Origin of the sequence: Prochlorococcus sp. MIT 0801 (genome assembly GCF_000757865.1) — a bacterium.
GTDB lineage: Bacteria > Cyanobacteriota > Cyanobacteriia > PCC-6307 > Cyanobiaceae > Prochlorococcus_B.
Genome location: NZ_CP007754.1, coordinates 1,262,071 through 1,278,961, shown reverse-complemented (window position 1 = coordinate 1,278,961; position 16,891 = coordinate 1,262,071). Strand labels below are relative to the sequence as shown.

Below are 16,891 nucleotides of genomic sequence, written 5' to 3'. Positions count from 1 at the left end.
ATGCTATGGCCAAAGATCCGGGCCGAGTTTTAATTTTTGACACCACGTTAAGAGATGGTGAGCAATCTCCTGGCGCGAGTCTTAATTTAGAAGAAAAGTTAGCAATTGCTCAACAATTAGCAAGATTAGGAGTTGATGTTATTGAGGCAGGATTCCCTTTCGCTAGCCCTGGCGATTTCGCTGCAGTTCAGAAAATAGCTGAGAACGTAGGAGGAGAAGAAGGACCGATTATTTGCGGACTATCAAGAGCCTCTAAACCGGATATCAAAGCTTGTGCCGATGCGATTGCTCCAGCACCAAAAAAAAGGATTCATACCTTTATTGCAACTAGCGATATACATCTTGAATATAAATTAAGGAAATCCAGAAAAGAGGTGCTTGATATTGTTCCAGAGATGGTTGGCTATGCTAAAAGTTTTGTTGATGATGTTGAATTCTCCTGTGAAGATGCTGCAAGAAGTGATTTAGATTTTCTGTACGAAGTAATCGAATTAGCCATATCCTCAGGGGCTAACACAATAAATATTCCAGATACAGTTGGTTATACAACCCCTTCTGAATTTGGAGATTTGATATTAAATATCAACAAAAATGTTCCAAATATCAATGAGGCAGTTCTCTCCGTCCATGGTCACAACGACTTAGGACTCGCTGTCGCAAACTTCCTTGAGGCTGTCAAGAATGGAGCAAGACAACTTGAATGTACCATTAACGGAATAGGAGAGAGAGCAGGAAATGCTGCTTTAGAAGAATTAATTATGGCTCTTCATGTAAGAAGATCATATTTTAATCCGTTTTTTGGCAGGCCTCCTGAATCCCCTACTCCTTTAACAGCAGTTAGAACTGAGGAGATAACCAAGTCGTCTCGCTTGGTTTCCAATTTGACTGGGATGGCCGTACAACCGAACAAAGCAATTGTTGGAGCAAACGCTTTTGCTCATGAATCTGGAATACACCAAGATGGGGTATTGAAAAATAGGCTTACGTATGAAATTATCGATGCACAAACAGTAGGGTTGACCGACAATAAGATTTCTTTAGGAAAATTAAGTGGTAGGAGTGCTGTTCGATCAAGATTAGAAGACCTTGGATATGATTTAAATAGAGAAGATCTTAATGACGCTTTCGCTAGATTTAAAGATTTAGCCGATAGAAAAAGGGAGATAACAGATCGTGATCTAGAGGCCATTGTTAGCGAACAAGTTCAACTGCCAGAAGCATTGTTCCAATTGAAATTGGTCCAAGTAAGCTGTGGAACTTCTTTAGTGCCAACTGCAACAGTAACTGTTGTTGGAGAAGATGGAGAGGAGAAGACCGCCGTCTCCCTTGGTACAGGTCCTGTTGATGCAGTAGTACGGGCTTTGGATTCCCTAACAGAAGAACCTAATGAATTAATTGAGTTCTCAGTAAAGTCAGTTACTGAGGGGATAGATGCTTTGGGTGAAGTTACTATTAGAATAAGAAGAGATGGAAACCTCTTCTCTGGACATTCTGCAGATACTGATGTTGTTGTTGCAGCGGCTCAAGCATATATAAATGCGCTTAATAGATTAGTAGCTGCTCAGGGAAGGAAATCCATTCATTCTCAATTTGATTTGGCTAATGTAGATAAAAAATTGGTTCAATAAACTTAGCTTTCATAAAAAATCTTTTTAAAGGTTTCCGTAAATTTTTTTTAGTTAAATCGCTTTAATCTATAAATCAATGCTTAATATGTTGTGTGACAATTAGATATGTGCACATAAATGGCTTTAAAAAAAAATCTTTATCGACTTACAGGACTTGATGGATTCCCCCATCATGTCCTAGATGCACCATATGAAAGTATTGATGCAGCACTTAAAGCGGCGAAATTGTGGTGCACTGGTCAAGGGTTGAGTTGCACAATTAAAGAAAGAGGCATTGGTGTACAAGTTCTTGCAGGAAATGGAACTTGGAGAACCGTTTGTTATCCACCTAATTGTTTACAACATTCTCTCGCTTAAAATAAAATATTAATATAGATTTTATGATTTTTTTTGAGAGAATAATTTTTTAAGGAGATTCAGGAATGCGCGGTTACTGGACGCTTGCTTGGTTTGGTTTGATCTCAAATACACTTGCGATTCCTTTTATTGCATATGTTGTTGGATCAGGCCCTCCACTTCAAACAGCCAATATCACTCTTGCTATTAGTCTAGCTTGGCCATCTGCAGTGACTGGAATTGTTGCTTCAGCAGGTCTATTTGTTCAAAGAGGATGGGGTGTGATTTTATCAATAGTTGCTTTATCAATGACTCTTGCAGGAACTTTGCCCTATGGGATAATCAGGCTAATTAAAGTGAATGATATTTTTGGGATAAGTGGTTTGACATTGCTAATCGCGTTGCTTAATTTATTAGCCTTAATCTACTGGTGTAGAAGAGGTCATAGAAGAATAAGGCTCTAGCTAATATTGAAGATTCCAATAAGTCGTTTGATTTTTATCTTGCGTTGAAGCTGGGATATTTTAATCTTCTGTGACGCATTCTCCTCCATACAGAAACAAAAGCTCTAAGTATTATTTCTATTTCTGCTCTCGTTAAACTACTCTCTTTTAATTGGCCGTCAATCTGACGAGATTGAATTATTTTTCTAACTGTTTTGCAAGCATCTTTGTCTGAAGAGGAAGAGTCAAGAGCTCTTAATGCTGCTTCGCAACCATCTGCAAGCATGAGTATTCCAGTTTCTTTTGAATGAGGAATAGGTCCTTTGTATCTAAAACGTTTTTCAGAGGCTGAAGGATCACTTTCTCTAGCTTTGTGAAGAAAATATCCCATCTTTAAAGTACCTTGATGTTCTGGAATGAAATCAGCAATAGGTGATGGAAGTCGATATTTCCTAGCAAGCTTCAATCCTTCATCTACATGGGCTTGAAGAATATCGGCACTTTTGTATGGGTTTTTTATTTCATCGTGTGGGTTTAATCCATCTTTCTGATTTTCAATAAACCAATTAGGAGCATGCAATTTGCCTACATCATGGTAAAGAGCTCCAGTTCTTATTAAGTCAACATCAGCACCAATGACTCTTGCTCCTTCCTCGGCGAGGCTCAAAATTGTTAAAGTATGTTCAAATGTTCCTGGTGCTTCTCTAGATAATCTGCGAAGTAAAGGACGCTCTTGATCAGCAAGTTCCATTAATCTTGCTCTGGTAAGTAATCCAAATGTATTTTCTAAGATTGGAATAATTAATATTGTCACCATTAATATTGAACTAATAATAAGTGTCTCGTTAAAAAGAGAGTTAGGATCAATAGAAAGATTATTAAATTCTATATTCTGTTCTTTGATTACTTGATTGAGAATAAACCATTGCCCTAATAATGCACCAAAAGGTATAAGTAGAGCTATTTGAAGAACCTGTGCCCTGCTTCTCATCCTTCTGCCTAAAAATGCAATAAATGAACCAGCGATACATGCGATTAATAGCCTAACTTCACTTAATCCAGTAAGAGATGATGGCCAAATCAGGCTAGCAGCAGCCATCCAAGCTAATGATGTTACAGTCCCTATTCCTTGTGAAAGAAGCAATGTAGGAGGTAATATTAACTGCATAGGACTTGCTAACGGTCCAAGCCAATCTTTTGTTAATTGAACTACGAATAATAAGGTTAAAGACAGTAGTCCATGCCTAGCCTGAAGCCTAGGCCTTTCTCTTCTCATAATCATAAGAAGTAATCCACAACTTCCCATAGCTTCTGAGAAAGTAATTAACCATTTTAAGGGCTTTGGACTGCGACTTACTTTATTAAAATGTTCTAATATAGTAAACTCTTGTGATGTTATTATCGTCCCTTTTTTTGATATTATGCTGCCTTCTCTAACATTAATTGTATTTATGCCATTTTGGTTTATTAGATTTTCGAGTAATATATTGGTTTTTAGTTTATCAACTTTTAAATTACTTTTTTGATGAAAACTACTCGATAATATTTTTGCACCTAATGATCTGTTTGGTGAATCTTTTTCACCTAAATTTATTAATTGAAGTGAAGAAGCTTCGTTAAGTTGATCAAGTGCAAGTGTATTAATAATTCCCTGAGAAAGCATTTTTTTTGAAACATTTTTTATCTCTTCTTTCCATTCTTGCCATTCATTATCTTTAACATTGATTAGCCAAACTTTCTCTGAATTTGTTAAATTAAATTCGTTTAAATCTATTTGAAAATTTTTATTTTTTAGGGTGCCAAGTGTATTGATTTTCTTAAAAACAGTCTTTTCTAAATTATTTGATTTTTTCTTGTCCACTGATTGAACAAAACTTTCTTTTAAGCCTTTTTTCTTCTCTTTTAAATCAATTTTATCTATTACCTTTGCATCTCTAGGGGCTATTACATTGACTTGGGCAATATCTCCTGGTTTGAGATCGGGAACAGCAAGTAACTTATAACTTGAAAATATTGCTACTAATAGACAGACCATTAGTAGACCTAACTTGTCAGTGGCTGACCATCGAAGTATTGGACGTCTGGGAGATTGACTCCCTAACCATATCCTCCAAATTTTTTGTGGACTGGGTAATTTAGCCAAAGAGTTCCTCACCTAACCTGACGCTAGGTTTAATGGGTTGATTAATTGAAATTGTATTCATTTTATTTATGCCAAAAATTTTAGATGGAAAAAAACTAGCTAAGGAGATTGAACTCACACTCCAACAGGCTATCGAATCTGACATGAAAGTTGCGAAACGTCCTCCTGGTCTGGCTGTCCTTAGAGTTGGGAATGATCCTGCCAGTGAAGTTTATGTCAATTACAAGGAAAAAGCATGCGATCGAATAGGTGTTAGAAGTTTTGCAAAGCATTTAAAAGAAGATATTTCATTGGAGGAACTTACAGAAATCATTAAAAGTTTGAATGAAGAAAAGAATGTTGATGGAATTTTATTGCAATTACCATTACCTGCTCACCTTGATGAGGCTGTCTTGCTGAGGAGTATTGATCCTGATAAGGATGCCGATGGTCTACATCCTTTGAACCTAGGAAGATTAATAAAGGGAGAGAAAGGCCCAAGATCATGTACACCTGCTGGTGTTATGTCTCTGCTTGAACGAAACCAAATCAAAATCGAAGGGAAAAGAGCAGTAGTTGTTGGACGCAGTATTCTTGTTGGGAAGCCAATGGCTTTAATGCTTGAAGCTGCAAATGCCACCGTCACAGTTGCTCATTCAAGAACTAAAGATTTACCTTCTTTGACCAGGGAGGCAGATTTACTGGTAGTAGCAGCTGGCAAGCCATATTTGATTGGGGAAAATCATGTAAGTGAGAATTGTGTGGTTATTGATGTAGGAATTCATAGACTTCCGAATGATCAAGAAAATATGAAAGGACTCAAAAAGACTAAACTTTGTGGAGATGTAAAGATATTTGAAATTGAAGATAAAGTAGATGCTTATTCTCCTGTACCTGGCGGTGTAGGGCCTATGACAGTAACAATGCTTCTAGCAAATACCGTCGATAGGTGGCAGAAACATTGTGGATTACCTTTAACTATTAGTCATTTACTTCCATGAATCACAATGTCCTGAGAGAATTGGTAAGAATCGATTTTTTGCATGCAGGAAGCAATCGCTTCTTTTGACTTCGCTGAGTATCTAGAGAAAGCTAGAACTCGGGTTGAAGATGCGCTGGATGCGTCTCTGGGCCCTGAAAAGCCAGAAAAATTAAGAGAGTCTATGCGCTATTCCCTTTTGGCGGGAGGGAAGAGATTGAGACCAATACTTTGTCTTGCAGCCTGTGAACTTGCTGGGGGCGAAGTTGAAAAAGCATTGCCAACAGCAGTTGCTCTGGAAATGATTCATACAATGTCTCTTATCCATGACGATCTACCTTCAATGGATAATGATGATCTTCGTCGAGGGCGTCCAACTAATCACAAGGTTTATGGAGATGCTGTGGCCATACTCGCTGGAGATGCTCTTTTGACAAGAGCTTTTGAGATGGTCTCAATTCGAACAGAGGGAATACCGTCAGAGAGATTATTGAAAATAATCGGCGAGCTTTCTTTAGTGGCAGGGGCTCCTGGACTAGTCGGAGGACAAGTAGTTGATCTTGATTGTGAAGGGAAAGAGGTTGATTTAGAAACCTTGGAGTACATTCACCTTCATAAAACAGGAGCTTTGCTTAAGGCATGTGTCACTTGCGGGGCTTTGATTGGAGGAGCTGATGAGAATCTCCTTGAAGCACTAAGTGTTTATGCGAGAGGGATTGGCTTAGCATTCCAAATAATTGATGACATTCTTGATGTAACAGCAAGTAGTGAAGTATTGGGCAAAACAGCAGGAAAGGATTTAATTGCAGATAAGACTACTTATCCCAAATTACTTGGTCTTGATGAATCAAGAAGGAGAGCAGATCTGTTAGTCGCTAAAGCAAAAAATGCTCTTGATCCTTGGCCAGGAAAATCAAAACCTCTTCTTGCATTGGCTGATTACATTACAAGTAGAGATAGATGAATCCTAATCCAAGTTTAGAATTTCAATTCATTTATATTCTTGATAATGCTGTATTGGCCTGGGGGCTAGCAGCATGTGGACTTGCTCAGTTTTCTAAATTATTATTCGAATTAATTTTTAAGCAACGGTGGAGACCGTCAGTACTTATTGAAACAGGAGGCATGCCCTCCAGTCACTCGGCTTTAGTAACAGGAACCGCGGCAGGAGTTGGACTTCAGCTTGGCTTTAATGATCCAGTATTCGCTTTGGCTTCAACAATTGCTTTTGTTGTGATGTACGACGCTTCTGGAATAAGAAGGTCGGCAGGCTTAACAGCAGCAAAAGTCAATCAAATTTCAAAAAATAATTCTAATGAATTGTCTTCAGACACTACTTTAAAAGAATCTTTGGGGCACACAAAAATCGAGGTATTGGTAGGAAGTCTTCTTGGCCCAATTGTGGCTTTACCAGGTATTTTTTTCATTGGTTCCCCTTTGCATATTTTGCAAATGATTGGATTAGTTTCTTTGTGAAAGAAGTAAAAGCAAAAGAAGATTGTGTTGTTTTAACTAAGGATCAAGAAAAATCTCTTGAATTATTCTGTGAATGGCTTAATACCCCATATTCCTTTAAACCCTTTGTAATGAAAGGCTTTGCAGGTAGCGGAAAAACATATTTATCTATGAAATTATTAAAAAAGGTCGATGAGTTAGGTTTGTGTTGGACTGTAGTTGCACCAACTCATAAGGCTGTAGGTGTATTAAGGGAGGGTTTGAAAAGGGAAGCTATTCAACCAACATGGTTTCCATCGACCATTCACCGTTTGCTTCGACTTAAGTTGAAAAGACAGGCGGATGTAGAAATATGCGAAAAAACAGATCAAACCGAGAACTCTTTGGAGAACTTAGGACTCGTTTTAATTGATGAAGCATCAATGATTGATTCCAAATTATTGGAGATAACTCTTGAATGCGCAAGATCTACTTCGACTCGGTTGGTTTTTGTTGGTGATCCCGCCCAACTCCCACCAGTGGGAGAAAGTTCTAGCTCAGTCTTTTTAATGAAAAGAGCAGTGAATACTGAACTTAGGGAAGTCGTTCGTCATCATGGGCCTGTTCTCAAATTGGCAAATATAATTAGAGATGGGAAAATCCCTTGTAATCAGCCACCAATATTGCCAGTTATTAAATCTAAAAAAGGTAATGTTGGAATATTAGATAGAAATAGCTGGCTTGAAAGAGCTAAATCATCCTTGAGCTTATCTTCCTTAGAGGATGATCACGATAGAGCAAGAATTTTGTGCTACACGAATCGAATTGTTGATAATTTAGTTCCTCATGCAAGAAGAGCTATTCATGGTGAGATGGCAGATCAATATCAGGTTTTACCAGGAGAGGTTTTAATTAGCCGTAAAGCTGTCATGGCAAATGCGTCATTAAATGAGGATGAGCTTGGAGAAGAACCAGACATTCTAATTAGTTCCAATAGAGAGATGGTGGTAGAAGATGTAATTCCAAATAGCTTTGACTTGGCCTCTTTGGGGATTCACCAAGATTTTGAAAACCCTTTACCTGTTATTCAAACTCAGATAGCTAAAGTTGGCTGTGATGAAAAAGAATTTTCATTAAGGTTAATTCCTCAAATAGGTTCTAAATCTCGTGTTGACTTAGACCTTTCTTTGAATGTATTGAGCAATCTGGCAAGAGAGAGAGGAAAAAAAAATAGTGCTTCGATTTGGAAACTTTTCTTTTTCATTAGAGACTCATTCGCTTCTTTAGGTCCTGCTTCAGTCCTTACGATTCATAGGAGTCAAGGAAGTACGTTTGGAGAAGTGTTCATAACTTCTGATGTCTTTTGGCCTAAAGATCTTGCATTTAGAAGAAGACTTGTATACGTTGCTGTAAGCAGAGCGAGCAAAGGAGTATGGATTGTTGGTGATGATAAAAGCAAAACGAATCAAGCTCTTTTAGAGAAATTATTAAGAGAGTAATTTGGAAAATGTTATTTTTAAAAACAGATTTATTTAGGCATAGTTAATAATACTTCTTTTCCAATTTTCTACAATAAGAGGCGAACTTGCCCAATGCAAATGTATCCAACTTGCATGAATTAAATGATTACAAAAACCCTCATTTTTACTTTCCAAATTCCATCCTTTAATATCCCATAGAGGATTTATTTTTGAATTATAGCTTTCATAAATTATTTCCCAGCGATGAAATTCATGTCCAATTAGTTTATCACCAGGAGTGGTAATAGGACTTTTATTTTTACTTATAGCTTCTCTATAACCAATTTTCAGATTACCCTTTTTAGCTTTAAAAGGTAGTATTCCAGCCATTGAATATTCCCTCCCTTCAAGATCAAATATACTTTTACCTAATAGCATCATTCCTCCACATTCAGCATATATAGGAAACTTTTTCGAAAACAATTTTATTGAGTTAAGGCTTATTTTTGAATTACTCAATTGGTTAGCGTGTCGCTCCGGAAAACCTCCAGGTATAATTAATCCTTTTGCTTCTTTTGGTATCTGTTCGTTTTCAAGAGGTTTCCAAGTAATAATTGGCATTCCATTTTTCTCTAATAATTCTTTTGTTTCTTGATACCTAAAATGGAAGGCCTCATCCTCAGCGATAGCAATTGGATGAATAAATTCTGTTTCTTTCCTTGGGAAAAAGTTAATTATTTTGTTGTTAGATTCTGGAGGTGATAAAAGCTTTCTAAAACTTTCTATGTCTAGATAATCTTTGGCTATTGATGCCCACTTTTTAACTTTAATATCTAAGTCGAAAACTTCATGAGCAGGAGCTAAACCTAAATAACTTTCTGGAAGATATAAGTCTTTGCATGAAGGAAGAGAACCCAATAACTTCATATTGATTTGATCAAGAACCTCCAATAATATTTTTTCATGTCTAGGAGTTTGAACATTATTGAGAACAACGCCTGCAATTGTTAATTCCTTATCGTGCTCTCTAAATCCTTTTATTAAGGCTGCTAGTGATGCAGCCTTCCCTCTGGCATCAACAATAAGAACTACTGGCAGGCTTAAAACCTTAGCTAATTCAGCGGTGCTCCCTTTTGAACTACTGCCAATTCCATCGAATAATCCCATTACTCCTTCAACAAACGAATAATCTGTTAAGCCTCCGTGGTGATTAAAAGTTTCTTTAACCCAACTTTCACCAGAGAGAACTAAATCAAGATTGCGACAAGCTTTTTTTGAGACAGCAGTGAGTTGTTGAGGGTCTAAATAATCAGGTCCAACTTTAAAAGTTTGAACTGTTTTATTTATACTTTTTAACCAAGAAATTAAAAGAAGACTTAAAAGAGTTTTACCACTGTTACTCGATATTGCAGAGATTACGCATGCCATCTAATGACGATATTTATTTGGCTTGATTAACTAAATCAAGCATTTCTTTTGCTATTGGAGTCGCACTCGCAAGTAAAGGACTCGTATTACCTCTACTACTGGAAAGTAAACGAGCAACATCATTTTCTAAAGAGTTCTTTTGAATGGGAACGACTTGTTCAATAAGTTCCATTCTTGCCATACCTCCCGCTTCTAATCTCATGCATTCTCCAGATTCTGACGCGAGGATTACACAAATATCGCTTTTTTGTTTGTTCTTCGCTTTTGCAATTAATCTAAGACCAACTATTTGACCAGGATTTATGCTTGGCTTACCTATTGGTAGAGAAGTAATACCAACTTGAACAAGAGTTTTGTCAGGACTAATAAAATTTACTTTCAGTTGATCTTTTTTTGAGGAGATGCGGCATTCAAGTTTCCAGTTGAGACGATCGGCAATCCATGCAGCAAGTAAAAGACCTTGAACTGTTTGTGAACCCTCAATATCGATATCAATTTTTTGTAAATTATCAAGAGCATTTCTTCTTTGAAGAGGATCAAATACCATCGCTAAGGTTTCTCTCCAACCTCTAAGGCGAAGCCAATTCAGGTCGTTAACAGCTTGTCCAGATTGAATTCTTTGAAGCAATAAATTTAAGCAGACTATTGGTTCACCTAATGCAGTATCAATAATTAATCTTCGACTTGGTAGCGCTAGAGCATTGAGGAATTCGGGGGCCTCATCAATTCTTCCATTCCACCACAACCAAGAAGGAAGTTCATCAGGGACAAGAGTTTCAACAATTTCAAGCCCATCATTGATTGCGGTTTTATTACCTCTTAAAACAATTACGTCTCCACAAGCTGTTTTTCCTCCGCTCTCTTCAGGGAGGGGACAATAGGCTGCTACTAAAGTTTCTAAATTATTTTCTTTATCAATTGTGGGTGCAATTGTTATTAATCTTCGTGGTTGCAAATTACTAATTGAGGTGTCAATATTTTGCCCTCTGAGGTCTTCTACATTTTTAATTGATTCTTTACATTGAATTGAAGATTGAACTCTGAAATCAAGTGGTGAAGTACTGTTAGGCAGATCTCCTTTTAGAATAATTTCTCTTGCAGCTTCTATAAGATCATTCCTTTGACTCCCTACTACGGGCCCAGATATTTTTCCAGCTTTGACTAGTTTTTGTTCAATCCAAGCCGGTTGCCAGACAATTAAACAAAAAGTGTTAGCTCCTTTATCTCCTCGCTCATCATGAGACCATAGTTGCTCAAGATAGGTAGGAATTTCAGATGGAGGTAACTGAAGGGGGGTTTGTAGGGTTAATTGAGGAGACATTTAATTTTGTTCAAATAAAAGAATTGGATTCAATGTTTTCAAGGTCTTCTCCATAAAAGTTGATCTTTGCCAATCAGTAAGTCTGATTCAGTAGGCCCCCATGTCCTTGATTCATATGGATAAACAGGCAATTCCCAAGGAGAATCCTCAATCTTTTCAAGTAGTGGAGTATATAAACGCCAAGCAGCCTCTACTTCATCACTCCGAGTAAACAATGTGGGATCTCCAAGCATTGCATCAGCAAGGAGTCTCACATAGCCTTCATCTGATGGCTCCCCAAAGGATTCGTCATAGGAAAACTCCATATTTACAGGTCTACTTCTCATCCCAGACCCTGGAGATTTAACCTCAAAACTAAATTCAGCACCTTCGTTGGGTTGAATTCTAAGAATTAATTGGTTTGAAGTTGGGCATCCCCCTGCTGCATCAAAAAGGTGAACAGGTGCTTCTCTAAATGTGAGAACAACTTCACTAAGCCTTTTGGCTAATCGTTTCCCTGTCCTTACATAAAAAGGTACCCCCTGCCATCTCCAATTATCTATAAACAGCTTCATGGCTACATATGTTTCAGTTGTGCTGTTTGGATTAACACCTGGTTCATCTCTATAACCAAGGAGTGGATCTTCATCGCTACCTCCCTTTGAGTACTGACCTCTAACGCAACATTCCCAGGGCTTTTCTTCATTCGCAAGCTTAACTGCCTGAAGAACTTTAGCTTTTTCATTCCTTATGGCTTCTGGATCAAAATGCCCAGGTGGTTCCATTGCTGTTAGAGCAAGCATTTGAGTTAGATGATTTTGAACCATATCTCTTAAAGCTCCTGAAGATTCGTAATATCCAGCTCGGTCTTCAACTCCAACTGTTTCAGAACTAGTAATTTGAACACTCGATATATAATTTCTATTCCAAATAGGTTCAAAAATTGTGTTTGCAAATCTGAGAACAAGAATATTTTGAACAGTTTCTTTTCCTAAATAATGATCTATTCGAAATATTTGACTTTCTTGGGCACACCCCTGAACTAGAGAATTGAGTGACTGAGCGCTATTAAAATCTCTGCCAAAAGGTTTTTCGATTACGACCCTACTACGTTTTGGATCTTTCAATAATCCTGCTGCAGCTAAAGCTCTACATCCACTTCCATAGAACTTCGGAGATACTGAAAGGTAAAAAGTTCGATGACCGTGAGTTGCTCTTAGCTTGTCAATTATTTCAAGTCTTTCTCCAAGTTTTACTAGGTGTTCGGGTTGTTGGAGATCTACGGGCTCATAGAAAAGATTTTGAGAAAATAATTCCCATTCTTTTGGACTTTCGTTGATTTGAGAAGAAAGAGCTTCTTCCATTTTTTCTTTAAATATTTCATCAGTCCAAGGTCTTCTAGCGCAGCCTAAAATGGCAAACTCACTTGGTAATCTTCTTTGCTTAAAGAGCTCAAATAAAGCAGGAACAAGTTTTCTGTGAGTTAGATCCCCTGAAGCCCCGAAAATAACCAGACATTGAGGAGGAACTACTCTCTCTTGTCGAAGACCTATTCTTAATGGGTTTGTTACTGGCATGCTCATTGATAAATTCCTTGCCAATCAGATGAGAAATATTATCCAAGTTGCTTCTAATCATTCCGCCATTTTTGTCGGATGTCCAAAAACAAAATTGATATTGATTGATTAAATATAGAAAAAATATCTCTAAAGTAATTAATAATTATCGCTTTCCAGACTTTTTATTCTTTTTAGTAAGTCTCAGCATGCCATCTGCCTGCTTTTCTAAGCTTAGGTCTAAGTTCAGACCAATCTAAACCTTTTGCAGAAGCCGCTGTTGACATAGCCTCATCTATACCTGGTTCCATTCCTTTTAGTCCACATAAGTAAATGTGAGTTTTAGGATTCTCAATCATATCGAATATTTCTTCAGCATATTCAAGAACCCTGTCCTGGATATACATTCTTCCTCCTTTTGTATTCTTCTGCTCCCTGCTGATTGCTTTTGTATATCTAAGATTTTCTGGGAATTTGGATTTGTAGTGTTCAAAATCTGCATCGTATAGCAAATTTGCTGTCTTTGGTGCGCCCATAAATAACCAAGCTTTTCCTTTGAAATTCCATCGATGCTTTTCAATTTCTGTAGGCTCAAACATTCTTCTTAAATACGCTCTCATTGGAGCTATACCAGTACCTGTTGCGAGCATTATTATATTAGAATCCTCTTCCTCAGGAAGAAGCATCTCTTTGCCTACTGGTCCACTAATTTTTACTTTATCTCCAGGAGATAAGTTACATAAATAGGTGGAGCAAACACCATTAATGGTTTCACCATCTTTTTCATACTGAAGTTGTCGAACACATAATGAGAGTGTATTTCCTGCAAAGTTATCTCCGTATCTCGTGCTAGCAATTGAATAAAGTCTTGGCCTATGAGGCTTCCCTTTTGCATCTTCTCCTGCAGCAAGTATTCCGCAACTTTGACCTTCAACATATTTAAAGTCTGGGTCTCCTCCAGATAAATCAAAAGTTATGTGTTGAACTTTACCTATTGCTCCTTCTTTTAAGGCTGAATAATTTTCAGTTACTGTCCCTGTGAATGGTGCTTTTGGTTTGTAAGTATTTACGGGTACATCTGCATGAGGTTTAGGTTTCTTTGCAGCCGCAGCTTTGGAAGGTGCAGAGGGGGTGGATTCAGCCAAAGGCTTGATAGATTCAGGTTTTTTAGATGCAGCAGCAGGTTTAGCAGATCCAGCAGAAGTTTTAGCAGGTGCTGCTTTGACTTTGTCGCTTAAAGCATTTTTACTAGTTCTCAGCAAGGCACCAAATGAATATTGCCTTTTTATCAGGTAGAAAAAGCCAATTATTATGGGAATATGTGCAAGACCACCAAGTACTACTTTTGTCTCTGAGTAAGCCATAAAAACTTAAATTAGAAAGTGAGATTACCAAGAAGAGGTAACTTTTAGCTGTTTTATCTTGAGATTACTAATTTTTAAGTTCACCTTTTGAGACCGTCACAAGATCATTTTTTTTCTTAGATCCCAATACTCAAAAGAGTTTTAAGGGTTAGTTCTTCTTTTCTGATCAACAGAATATTATTTTTTTATGTAATGTTTCAAAGGAAAAAGCAATTATGAATAGCTGCTCATATATTTCAAGGGACAGTAAAAAATCAAATGTTTTTGCTCTAATAGAAAATTTTTAAATTTAAAAAAATTTTATTTATAGCCCCAAGGGGATTCGAACCCCTGTCGCCTCCGTGAAAGGGAGGTGTCCTAGGCCTCTAGACGATGGGGCCAGATGCAGTGATAAATCACTCAATAAGTAATCTTTATCACAGATAAAAGTTACGGGCCCGCCTTGCCACTCGTCAAGGCTTCTTGAACCTTATCTTGGCCACGCCATACAGGAACGGTGAAATAGAAACACGCTCCTTCAGTTGGTTTAGAAACTACCCAGATCTTGCCTCCATGAACTTCAACAATTCTTCTACAAACTGAAAGACCAATGCCAAAGCCAGTTGTCTCTTGAGAAGTTTGTGGAAGCCTCACTCGATCAACAAATATTCTTTGTTGCTCTTCTTGGGGGATACCAGGCCCATTATCTCGAACAATTACTTCAACCCATTGATTTGTTCTGTGAAGCATTGTTATAAAAATTTCACCTTCGTCTTCGGAAAATTTCAAAGCATTTTCAATAAGGTTCAACATAACCTGCATCATTCTTCTTTGATCTGCGAAAACTGATGGTAAATCAATTGGGATATCGGTGTTTATTTTTATTTTGCGACTAAGCCATTGCTTTTCAAGCTCGAGAATTGCTTCAGCAGATATGCTTGCAAGATCAACTTTTTGAGGATTAAATAACTTTTCCCAGCGAGTACTGCCAACCTCTAATAAGTCCTTAGAAAGTATTTCAATTTCTTCAAGCCTTCTCTTAAGGACGTCTTGAAACTTACGCATGCTGATTTGACCAAGTTTTTGGCTTTGAAGAGCTAAACCAGCGGCGGTTAATGGGGTTCTTAATTCATGAGCAACCATTCTCAGGAGGCTTTCTTGCGAATGTATTTTTTTAGTGAGAGTTTCGTTCTCTTGTCTAAGAACTAGAAGATCATCCTCTAGAAGAAGTTCTTTTTGTGTTTGATCAGATTCAATTGTTTTTCCTCTAAGACTTACTCCTGTGCTGTTGTTAAATCGTTCGTGTTGCCATCTTGGCACCCAAGTTTTAACTTGTTCAAAAATTGAACTCCCTGCAAATGTTTGTCTGGGCGAAGGTTCTAATTTTATTAGTGCAGGAAGAGCTACTAGTCTATAAAGTTCAAGTAATTCTGGATTATCAGTTGGATCTGAAAAATTTAGAGTGACATTAAATCCACAATCTTCTCTTTCTAAATATTCAATTAACGAACGAATATCTCTCCTTGAGAGATGGTGGCGAGATACCACAAGCAACAGTTTTAACTGCCGTCTGTCATTAGCTTCGGCACTATCCACAGTGTCGAGCAATCTTAATAATTACGCATACCTTAAGGTAATGAGACTCGTTTTAGGTATTAGCTAATAATAAAGAGATAACTTTTTAATTTTCTCAGTTCCAGAAAATGGCTATTTCTCATACATCTGGTATTGGAAGAACTACAAAATCTTCAGTAGGTATTGATAGACTTAGAATTGATTTTGATAGTAATCTAAGGCGATGGTTTGGTCGAAATATTGGGTTATGGCACTCTAAAAGACAATATTTTTTTGATGAAGAAAAGGCTATTAATTTGGAAATGTACATAAATATCAGCAAGTTAATTCCAAGTGATTTGGAATTTGAAAGCTATCGGTTTAATTGGTGGTGCAAAGATCAAAAAGATTTTTTTATTAAAAACCCAACCTATAAAAGTGAGGGAGAAATAACTGCTCGATTACAAGGCCATCAATTAATTCGTGATTGTTCTTATTTATCTAATTCTTCAGGTATATCAAATATTAGGCAAGTGGATGAACATGAGTTGATCTTTGAGTCTAATTACGATAATTGGCACATATTAGAACATACGCGCTTAATAGACCAAGATAAATTTAGATCCAGAACTATTTATAGTTGGTTTAATGATAAGTTGAAGATAGTTGAAAATCACCATGAAATAAGGATTAAGAATCCCAACTAATGGCTTTATAAAATCTATTTATATAGAGCTTAATGTATGATATATATATTATCTGCAAGTAAAGATTTTTTTAAAAATTTTTTTTTACATCAGATGTTTTTACGGACTAAAATTAATTGAGAAAAATGAAAAAATCTCCAAGAAAAACAATCTTAGCGATGTCTTTTTTTATCGCTTCAATACTTTTATCGAGTTGTAGTTCCTCAATAAAGTCAGAATCTAATCCAACTAAAATTAGCGCAGATAAGAATGAAGTTAGCTTTATTCCTGCTAGTGATGAAGATATCTTTTTATACAGACAAATAGGAATTAGCTATTTATGTATGGCAAGACAGATTGAAGTTGAATTTCCAAAGGCTATTTCCTTGGCAGCAAAAAATTATGCATTGCTTATTTCTAGTAGACATGGTGGGCTTATTAAAGAATTAGGCAAAGAAAAAATTCCAGATAAAAATATTTATAATGGAGCGGTTTTACAGCTTCTTGATGGAGCTATGAAAAATTGTCCTGATATGGTCCCAGAAGAAGATAAGAAAAAATTCTTAAGAACTGTTGAACAATTAAACCAAAATAAATAAACCTAATTTGAAAAAAAATTATT

15 protein-coding genes and 1 tRNA gene are annotated in these 16,891 nt (G+C 36.9%); 9 read left to right on the top strand and 7 right to left on the bottom strand.

The window, feature by feature from the left end:
• The first annotated feature begins 5 nt into the window (after positions 1-5).
• From EW15_RS06945 to EW15_RS06935, 3 genes are all read left to right on the top strand, one after another.
• Complete coding sequence (locus tag EW15_RS06945; protein WP_038653566.1) at positions 6-1,628, top strand: 2-isopropylmalate synthase; 1,623 nt, start codon at positions 6-8, stop codon at positions 1,626-1,628.
• Positions 1,629-1,745: 117 nt separating this feature from the next.
• Positions 1,746-1,985: a hypothetical protein gene (locus tag EW15_RS06940; protein WP_038653563.1), complete on the top strand. Its 240-nt coding sequence runs from the start codon at positions 1,746-1,748 to the stop codon at positions 1,983-1,985.
• Positions 1,986-2,050: 65 nt separating this feature from the next.
• Positions 2,051-2,428, top strand: coding sequence for a hypothetical protein (locus tag EW15_RS06935; protein ID WP_038653560.1), 378 nt, complete (start codon positions 2,051-2,053; stop codon positions 2,426-2,428).
• 34 nt (positions 2,429-2,462) lie between these two features.
• Here EW15_RS06935 and EW15_RS06930 read toward each other — a convergent pair whose 3' ends face one another.
• Positions 2,463-4,550: an HDIG domain-containing metalloprotein gene (locus EW15_RS06930; protein ID WP_038655343.1), complete on the bottom strand. Its 2,088-nt coding sequence runs from the start codon at positions 4,548-4,550 to the stop codon at positions 2,463-2,465.
• 68 nt (positions 4,551-4,618) lie between these two features.
• Here EW15_RS06930 and folD point away from each other — a divergent pair, with 68 nt between their 5' ends.
• The 4 genes from folD to EW15_RS06910 are packed head-to-tail and all read left to right on the top strand — an operon-like array spanning position 4,619 to position 8,441.
• A complete protein-coding gene (gene folD, locus EW15_RS06925; RefSeq protein WP_038653557.1) occupies positions 4,619-5,530 on the top strand; it encodes a bifunctional methylenetetrahydrofolate dehydrogenase/methenyltetrahydrofolate cyclohydrolase FolD in 912 nt (303 codons plus the stop codon).
• 42 nt (positions 5,531-5,572) lie between these two features.
• Positions 5,573-6,472, top strand: a complete 900-nt coding sequence (gene crtE, locus EW15_RS06920) for a geranylgeranyl diphosphate synthase CrtE (RefSeq protein WP_038653554.1) — start codon at positions 5,573-5,575, stop codon at positions 6,470-6,472.
• Positions 6,469-6,984, top strand: coding sequence for a divergent PAP2 family protein (locus EW15_RS06915; protein WP_038653551.1), 516 nt, complete (start codon positions 6,469-6,471; stop codon positions 6,982-6,984). The genes crtE and EW15_RS06915 overlap by 4 nt, the downstream gene beginning before the upstream one ends.
• A complete protein-coding gene (locus EW15_RS06910; protein WP_038653549.1) occupies positions 6,981-8,441 on the top strand; it encodes an ATP-dependent RecD-like DNA helicase in 1,461 nt (486 codons plus the stop codon). Before EW15_RS06915 ends, EW15_RS06910 begins: the two co-directional genes overlap by 4 nt.
• Before the next feature lie 33 nt (positions 8,442-8,474).
• On the opposite strand, the gene EW15_RS06905 is transcribed toward EW15_RS06910, so the two are convergent.
• The 6 genes from EW15_RS06905 to EW15_RS06880 form a co-directional block, all read right to left on the bottom strand.
• A complete protein-coding gene (locus tag EW15_RS06905; protein ID WP_038653546.1) occupies positions 8,475-9,830 on the bottom strand; it encodes a cobyrinate a,c-diamide synthase in 1,356 nt (451 codons plus the stop codon).
• A 13-nt stretch (positions 9,831-9,843) separates the two neighbouring features.
• Complete coding sequence (locus EW15_RS06900) at positions 9,844-11,151, bottom strand: glucose-6-phosphate dehydrogenase assembly protein OpcA (RefSeq protein WP_038653543.1); 1,308 nt, start codon at positions 11,149-11,151, stop codon at positions 9,844-9,846.
• 38 nt (positions 11,152-11,189) lie between these two features.
• Positions 11,190-12,713, bottom strand: a complete 1,524-nt coding sequence (gene zwf, locus EW15_RS06895) for a glucose-6-phosphate dehydrogenase (RefSeq protein ID WP_038653540.1) — start codon at positions 12,711-12,713, stop codon at positions 11,190-11,192.
• Positions 12,714-12,880: 167 nt separating this feature from the next.
• The gene (locus tag EW15_RS06890) at positions 12,881-14,050 is read right to left on the bottom strand and encodes an FAD-binding oxidoreductase (RefSeq protein WP_038653537.1); all 1,170 of its coding nucleotides are present in this window, start codon (positions 14,048-14,050) and stop codon (positions 12,881-12,883) included.
• Between the two features lie 307 nt (positions 14,051-14,357).
• Positions 14,358-14,430: transfer RNA gene (locus EW15_RS06885), tRNA-Glu, on the bottom strand.
• Between the two features lie 49 nt (positions 14,431-14,479).
• Positions 14,480-15,625, bottom strand: a complete 1,146-nt coding sequence (locus EW15_RS06880) for a histidine kinase (RefSeq protein ID WP_038653534.1) — start codon at positions 15,623-15,625, stop codon at positions 14,480-14,482.
• A 107-nt stretch (positions 15,626-15,732) separates the two neighbouring features.
• Here EW15_RS06880 and EW15_RS06875 point away from each other — a divergent pair, with 107 nt between their 5' ends.
• Together EW15_RS06875 and EW15_RS06870 are read left to right on the top strand one after the other, a co-directional pair.
• Positions 15,733-16,290 (top strand): hypothetical protein, encoded by a 558-nt coding sequence (locus EW15_RS06875; protein WP_038653531.1) that lies wholly within the window; start codon positions 15,733-15,735, stop codon positions 16,288-16,290.
• A 125-nt stretch (positions 16,291-16,415) separates the two neighbouring features.
• Positions 16,416-16,868 carry a hypothetical protein gene (locus EW15_RS06870; protein WP_038653528.1) on the top strand — a complete coding sequence of 151 codons (453 nt, stop codon included), beginning with the start codon at positions 16,416-16,418 and terminating at the stop codon, positions 16,866-16,868.
• Positions 16,869-16,891 lie beyond the last annotated feature (23 nt).